Raw genomic sequence first — 6,458 nt, 5'->3', positions numbered from 1 at the left:
TCCGGTGCGCAGGGCACCGAGCGATCGGCGTACGAGAGGTAGTACTCCTCGAACGGCGGGAGGGCGAGCACCGGCGGCGCGGCTCGCGAGAGGCGCGGCGCCGGTGCGGCGACGTACTGCGGCTCGGGCTCGTCGGCGACGACGGTGAGCCGGTCGGACGCGCGCTGCGCCGCGTCCCGCGAGACGCCGAGCGGCAGCCCCGACCACCACGCGAAGTCGCGGGCCCCGGCGGGGCCGTGCGAGGCGATGTAGCGGAAGAAGAACTCCGCGAGCGGGTCGGCGGGGGACGCGGCATCCGTCACCCACTCCTCGGTCAGCACGATGTGCTGCTCCCGCGTCGGGCCGCCCTCGCGGGCGACGACCGGGCCCTGGCAGACCACCCCGCGCAGCGAAAGGGCGACGAGCAGGTGGTAGCCGCGCTGGCGCGCCGTGCTCACGCCGCCGGCCTCGAGCACGGCGAACAGCTCTTTGCGCGTGAGGCGGTTGCCGCCGGCGAGCGCGGCACGGGTCAGCGCCTCGGCGCGGGCGAGCCCGGCGTCGTCGATCGCCTCGGCGCGGCGGACGGACGCGGCCTGCCGCGCCTGACGCTCGCCCGTCAGCGAGAGCACCCAGGCGAGGTCCTGCGCGGGGATGACGTGGATCGTGCCGCGCATCGTCCACGACCGCACGATCTCGCCGCGATCGAACGCGGCGTCGACGTCGCGCAGCGTGGCGCAGCCGCGGGTGCGCGAGGCGAGCGCCCAGCGCCCGCCCCAGAACTCCTGGCCCTGCGTCGCGAGCATGTGCGACGCCGCCTCGGCGACCGTCGCCGCCGGCGCACTCAGCCGATGGGACCTGAGCCGTTCGTGGCGGACGGATGCGGCATCCATCCCCCCATCATGCCCGGGGGCTCGGACCTCCCGGCGACGCGTCAGAACGGGTTCGCGGTGAGCGTGTACTTCGTCTGGAGGTACTCGTGGATGCCCTCGGCGCCGCCCTCGCGGCCCAGGCCCGACATCTTCCAGCCGCCGAACGGCGCGGCGGCGTTGGAGACGACGCCGACGTTGAGGCCCATCATCCCGGTCTCGAGGCGCTCGATCATGCGCTGCCCGCGCGAGAGGGACTCGGTGAAGACGTAGGACACCAGTCCGTACTCGGTGTCGTTGGCGATGCGCACGGCGTCGTCCTCGTCGTCGAACGGGATGATCGCGAGCACCGGCCCGAAGATCTCCTCGCGGAGGATGTCGCTGCCGGGCTGCACGTCGGTGACGACGGTGGGCTCGTAGAACGTGCCGGCGCCGTCGAGCTCGTTGCCGCCGGTGCGCACCTGTGCGCCGCGCTTGACGGCGTCGGCGACGAGGGCGGAGGCCTTGTCGACGGCGTCCTGGTTGATGAGGGGGCCGATGGCGACACCATCCTCCGTGCCGCGGCCGATCTTCATCGCCTGCACGCGCTCGGTGACCCGGCGGGCGAACTCGTCGGCGACCGAGCGGTGCACGATGAACCGGTTGGCCGCGGTGCAGGCCTGGCCGATGTTGCGGAACTTCGCCAGCATCGCCCCGTCGACGGCCTTGTCGAGGTCGGCGTCCTCGAACACCACGAACGGGGCGTTGCCGCCGAGCTCCATCGAGGTGCGCAGCACGCCCTGCGCGGCCTGCTCCAGCAGCCGCTGCCCCACCTGCGTCGAGCCGGTGAACGACAGCTTGCGCAGCCGCGGGTCGCGGATGATCGGCTCGGACACCTTGCCCGAGGTCGAGGTGGTGAAGACGTTGACGACGCCCTTCGGAAGGCCCGCGTCCTCGAGCAGCTTCGCGAAGGCGAGCGTGGTCAGCGGCGTCAGCTCGGCCGGCTTGATCACGACGGTGCAGCCGGCGGCCAAGGCGGGCGCGATCTTGCGAGTCGCCATCGCGAGCGGGAAGTTCCACGGCGTGATGAGGAAGCAGGGGCCGACCGGATGCTGCGACACGATCATGCGGCCGGTGCCCTCGGGGTTCGCGCCGTACCGGCCCTGCACGCGGGCGGTCTCCTCGCTGAACCAGCGCAGGAACTCCCCGCCGTAGGCCACTTCGCCGCGTGCCTCGGCCAAAGGCTTGCCCATCTCGATCGTCATGAGGAGCGCGAAGTCCTCCTTGCGCTCCTGCAGCAGGTCGAACGCGCGGCGCAGGATCTCGGCCCGCTCGCGCGCCGGCGTCGCCGCCCATGCGGGGAACGCCTCGGACGCCGCGTCGAGGGCCGTCGTGCCGTCCTCGGGCGAGGCATCCGCGATCTCCTTGACGACCGCTCCCGTCGCCGGATCGTAGACCTTCAGCGTGCGCCCGCCCGTGGCCGCACGCCACTCGCCGCCGATGAACAGGCCGTCGGGAACGGACGCCAGCAGCTCGGTCTCACGGTTCTCGGTCACGGGGACTCCCTCGTCGGTTCCGGATGCCGCGGCACCCTGGTTCTGGTGGACTCTCGGGCAATTCTGCCCTCGGCCTGCTCTCCGGGCCGATATACGCCGTGTACAGGCATCCGGTCGTTTTCTCCCGCCCGTACGCCCCCACCTGCCACAGCCCCGCCGATGCAGCCGGGGGACGCGGTCAACGGGTGCTCTGGTCGGTCAGGGCGCCGGCGAAGAAGTCGGCGAGCTCGTCCGTCGCGCTGAGCGGCAGGACCGCCGCGACGTACTGGTCGGGCCGCACGACGACCACGACGCCGTCGCGGGAGAGCTCGCGCTCGGTGAAGATGTCGGCGCTCGTCCACGCGCTCGGGGCAGCCGCGTACACCTTCTCCCAGTCGATCAGGCCGAGCGGGCCGGTGCGGGGCAGGAACACATCGGGCACGAGCGAGATGTCGACCTCGTCGAAGCGCTGCTGATAGATCGCCTTGACGTCGAAGACCGCGTCGGCGTCGGCCCCGGACGGGGTGAAGCGCGTGAGGGGGGATGCCTCGGAGGCCAGCCACTCCGCCCAGGCCGCGAGCGCGGAGTCCTCCCCCGCCGCCGGTGCGTCGGCGAACGCATACACGCGCCAGCGGCCGTCGGCCTTCGCGTGGTGGCCGAGGTGCACCGCGTTGCCGTCGCACACGCGCACGACCTCGGTGGACGTGAAGCGCTTGCCGACGGGGAATCCGGGCGCGAGCTCCTGGTGCGCGGCATCCGCCACGATCCTCGACGGGCCGTACTGGGTCATGAAGCCGGACGGGAACTCGGCCGTGCCGAGATAGAAGGTCGCGAGCTCCTGAGGGTCCGAGATCTCCTCAGGCTTGCGCGCCATGAGCGAGGACCACTCGCGATCGAAGTCGATGAGCTGCTGGGCGACCGGCTGACGCTCGGCCGAATACGTCTCGAGCAGTGACGCCGGCGCGAGACCCGCGAGGACGTGCCCCAGCTTCCAGCCGAGATTGAACCCGTCCTGCATCGAGACGTTCATGCCCTGCCCCGCCTTGGCGCTGTGGGTGTGGCAGGCGTCCCCGGTGAGGAAGACGCGCGGCGCGCGGCCGTCGTCGCCGTCGTCGAAGCGGTCCGTCACCCGGTGGCCGACCTCGTAGACGCTGTGCCACGCGACCTGCTTCACGTCGATGGAGTACGGATGCAGGATGTCGTTGGCACGGCGGATGATCTCCTCGACCGGCGTCTGCCGCACGCGGTGGTCGTCGTCGGCGGCGACCTCGCCGAGGTCGATGTACATGCGGCTCAGGTAGCCGCCCTCACGCGGGATGTGGAGGATGTTCCCCGCCGTGGAGTTGATCGCGCACTTGGTCCGCCAGTCCGGGAAGTCGGTGTTCACGAGCACGTCCATGACGCCCCACGCGTGCGCGGCGAAGTCCCCGACGTGCGTGCGGCCGATGGCCTCGCGCACACCGCTGCGGGCGCCGTCGCACCCGGCGACGTACTTCGCATGGATGGTGCGCTCCTCGCCGGCACGATCACCCGAGGTGTGGCGCACGCGCACCGCGACGGGGTACTCCCCCTCGTCGTGCACCGTGAGGCCGAGGAACTCGATGCCGTAGTCGGGGACGATGCGCCCGGGGCCGTGCGCGGCCGCCTCGGCGAAGTAGTCGAGCACGCGGGCCTGGTTGACGATGAGGTGCGGGAACTCGCTGATCTTGAACGCGTAGTCCTCGGTGCGCGCCGTGCGCACGATGTTGCGCGGGTTCTCCGGGTCGGGACCCCAGAAGTTCATGTAGGCGATGTTGTACGCCTCGGCGACGATCCGCTCGGCGAACCCGAAGGCCTGGAAGGTCTCGACGCTGCGCGGCTGGATGCCGTCCGCCTGGCCGAGGACGAGACGCCCGTCGCGGCGCTCGATGATGCGCGTCGTGACATCGGGGAACTGCGACAGCTGCGCGGCCAGGAGCATTCCCGCCGGGCCCGACCCCACGATGAGGACGTCGGTGCGGTCGGGGAGCTCGGCGGGGCGGTCGATACCGGTGCCGGCGGCGTCCTGCACGCGGGGCTCGCCCGAGACGTAGCCGTGGTGATGGAACTGCATGGGACTCCTCGCGACCTCGGTGTCGCCCCACGTCGCGCATCCGTTGCGACGGGAGGGGATGTGTTCTATATTCGAACACACCGTTCTACTATTGAACAGATCGTATACGACCCGCCCGCATGGAGGCAAGGGAGACCGCCGCATGGCCGAAGATCGCCCGCCCGCCTCGCAGACCTTGAGCCGCGGCATCCGGATCCTCGAAGTGCTCGCCGACGCACGCGAGTCCCTCACGATCGACGAGGTCGCCCGCCGCCTCGACGTCCACCGCTCCGTCGCCTACCGCCTGCTGCGCACGCTCGAGGATCACGGCCTCGTCGCCCGCGACGGGAACGGCCGCGTCGCACTCGGCGCGCGGATGGCCGCCCTGGCCGCCGGCGTCGCGCACGACCTCCAGGCCGAGGCCCTCCCCGAGCTCACCGGGGTCGCGAACGAGCTCGGCATGACGTGCTTCCTCAGCGTGCTCGACCACGACGAGTGCGTGACGCTCGCGAGCGTCGAGCCGCGCCACGCGGTGGCCTCCGTGGCGCAGCGGCCGGGGACGCGGCATCCGGTCACCCGTGGCGCGCCCGGCAAGGCGATCCTGTCCGTGCTCCCCAGCGGCGCGTGGCCCGCCGGCGCCGACGAGCACCTGCGGGAGGAGGTGGCGGATGCCTCGTCCCGCGGCTGGTTCGAGAGCCACGACGAGGTCATCCCGAGCCTGCGCGCCGTCGCCGTGCCGCTCGAGCTCCGCGGCCGGGGGCCGGCCGCCGTCGCGGTCGTCTACCTCGCGAGTCCGCATGCCCCCGCCGAGATCGCGGCCCGTCTCGCACGCTCGGCGGCCGTCATCCGGTCCGCGCTCGGCGCCTGATCCGGCTCAGCCCCGCACCAACTCCTCAGATCCGGGCGGGATCGGCGCCCGGCGCGGGTGCGGCCGCGGAACGGAGACGGATCTTGAGGAGTTGTTGCTCAGGCGAACGGCGTGGCGAACGTCGTGGTGGACACCGCGACCCGCTGCGGCACTCCGGCGAACGCCTCGGCGCGCCCGGCGGAGGCCATGTACTCCCTCTCGAGGGCGAGGAACGCCTCTTCGTCGCCCTCGGCGCTCACGGCCCACACGAACTCGTTGGTCTCGGGGAGCCCGTAGGCGAACTCGATGGCGAACCCGGCGGCCGGGCGCACGCGCGGCATCCACTCCTGCCACCAGTCGACGAAGGCGTCGTACTCCCCGTCGACGAGCGTGTACCGGCGCAGCTGGATGGTCCTCATGCGTCCATCTTGCCCGGTCGGGCGTGTGGCATACTCGTGTCGTCCGGCGGGGATGAACCAGCCGGTGCTCGAAAAATGGGCACGCAGCGCGGACGCGCGAGACACATACGGCCTCACACCCGTTCTTCGTCTTGCAGGAGTTCCCTCATGCCGACCGTCTCCGCGCACGTCGCGCTCACCCTTGCCCGCCATATCGACCACGTCTTCGGGGTCATGGGCAACGGCAACGCCTACTTCCTCGACGCCCTCGAGCGCTCGACCGGGGCTTCGTTCACGGCCGTGCGCCACGAGGCCGGCGGTGTCGTCGCCGCCGACGCCTACCACCGAGCATCGGGACGCCTCGCCGCGGCGACGGCCACCTACGGCGCCGGTTTCACCAACACGCTGACCGCTCTCGCCGAGGCCGTGCAGGCGCACGTGCCGCTCGTGCTGGTGGTGGAGCCCACTTCGGGCCCGCGCCCCTGGGACGTCGACCAGATCGCGCTCGCCTCGGCCGTCGGTGCGCGCACCTACACGGTGGGACGGGCGGATGCCGCGGCCACCACCGTCATCGCGATCGAGCACGCGCTGACCTACCGGGTGCCGACGGTCCTCGCGATCCCCTACGACGTCGCGGCGCGCGACGCGGGGCCCGTGCCGGACGCGCCGGAGCCCCGGCTGCCCGGCGCGCTCTCCCCCTCCGGTCCGTTCGCGCGGGGGGCCGTCGAGGACCTGGCCGCCGCGCTCGCCTCGGCGGAGCGCCCGTTCCTGCTCGCCGGTCGC

6 protein-coding genes are annotated in these 6,458 nt (G+C 72.1%); 2 read left to right on the top strand and 4 right to left on the bottom strand.

Features of this window, described 5'->3' with window-relative positions:
* The 3 genes from ACE3O1_RS14395 to ACE3O1_RS14385 form a co-directional block, all read right to left on the bottom strand.
* Window positions 1-869, bottom strand: an 869-nt coding sequence (locus ACE3O1_RS14395) for a winged helix DNA-binding domain-containing protein (RefSeq protein ID WP_374316210.1), incomplete at its 3' end; no start/stop codon positions are given.
* Between the two features lie 41 nt (window positions 870-910).
* A complete protein-coding gene (locus ACE3O1_RS14390; protein WP_374316208.1) occupies window positions 911-2,380 on the bottom strand; it encodes an NAD-dependent succinate-semialdehyde dehydrogenase in 1,470 nt (489 codons plus the stop codon).
* 178 nt (window positions 2,381-2,558) lie between these two features.
* On the bottom strand, window positions 2,559-4,451 hold the full coding sequence (locus ACE3O1_RS14385) for an FAD-dependent monooxygenase (protein ID WP_374316206.1): 1,893 nt from the start codon (window positions 4,449-4,451) through the stop codon (window positions 2,559-2,561).
* Window positions 4,452-4,593: 142 nt separating this feature from the next.
* On the opposite strand from ACE3O1_RS14385, the gene ACE3O1_RS14380 reads away from it, so the two are divergent.
* Window positions 4,594-5,298, top strand: a complete 705-nt coding sequence (locus ACE3O1_RS14380; protein ID WP_374316204.1) for an IclR family transcriptional regulator — start codon at window positions 4,594-4,596, stop codon at window positions 5,296-5,298.
* Window positions 5,299-5,396: 98 nt separating this feature from the next.
* Here the strand turns inward: ACE3O1_RS14380 and ACE3O1_RS14375 are convergent, their stop codons facing one another.
* Window positions 5,397-5,696 carry a hypothetical protein gene (locus ACE3O1_RS14375; RefSeq protein ID WP_374316202.1) on the bottom strand — a complete coding sequence of 100 codons (300 nt, stop codon included), beginning with the start codon at window positions 5,694-5,696 and terminating at the stop codon, window positions 5,397-5,399.
* A 147-nt stretch (window positions 5,697-5,843) separates the two neighbouring features.
* On the opposite strand from ACE3O1_RS14375, the gene ACE3O1_RS14370 reads away from it, so the two are divergent.
* Window positions 5,844-6,458 (top strand): thiamine pyrophosphate-binding protein (locus ACE3O1_RS14370; protein WP_374316200.1); only part of this gene is annotated, 615 nt, incomplete at its 3' end.

The sequence above is a fragment of the Microbacterium sp. genome (assembly GCF_041909575.1).
GTDB lineage: Bacteria > Actinomycetota > Actinomycetes > Actinomycetales > Microbacteriaceae > Microbacterium.
Note: the sequence above shows the minus strand (reverse complement) of the source record. Positions and strands in the feature narration are given on the sequence as shown.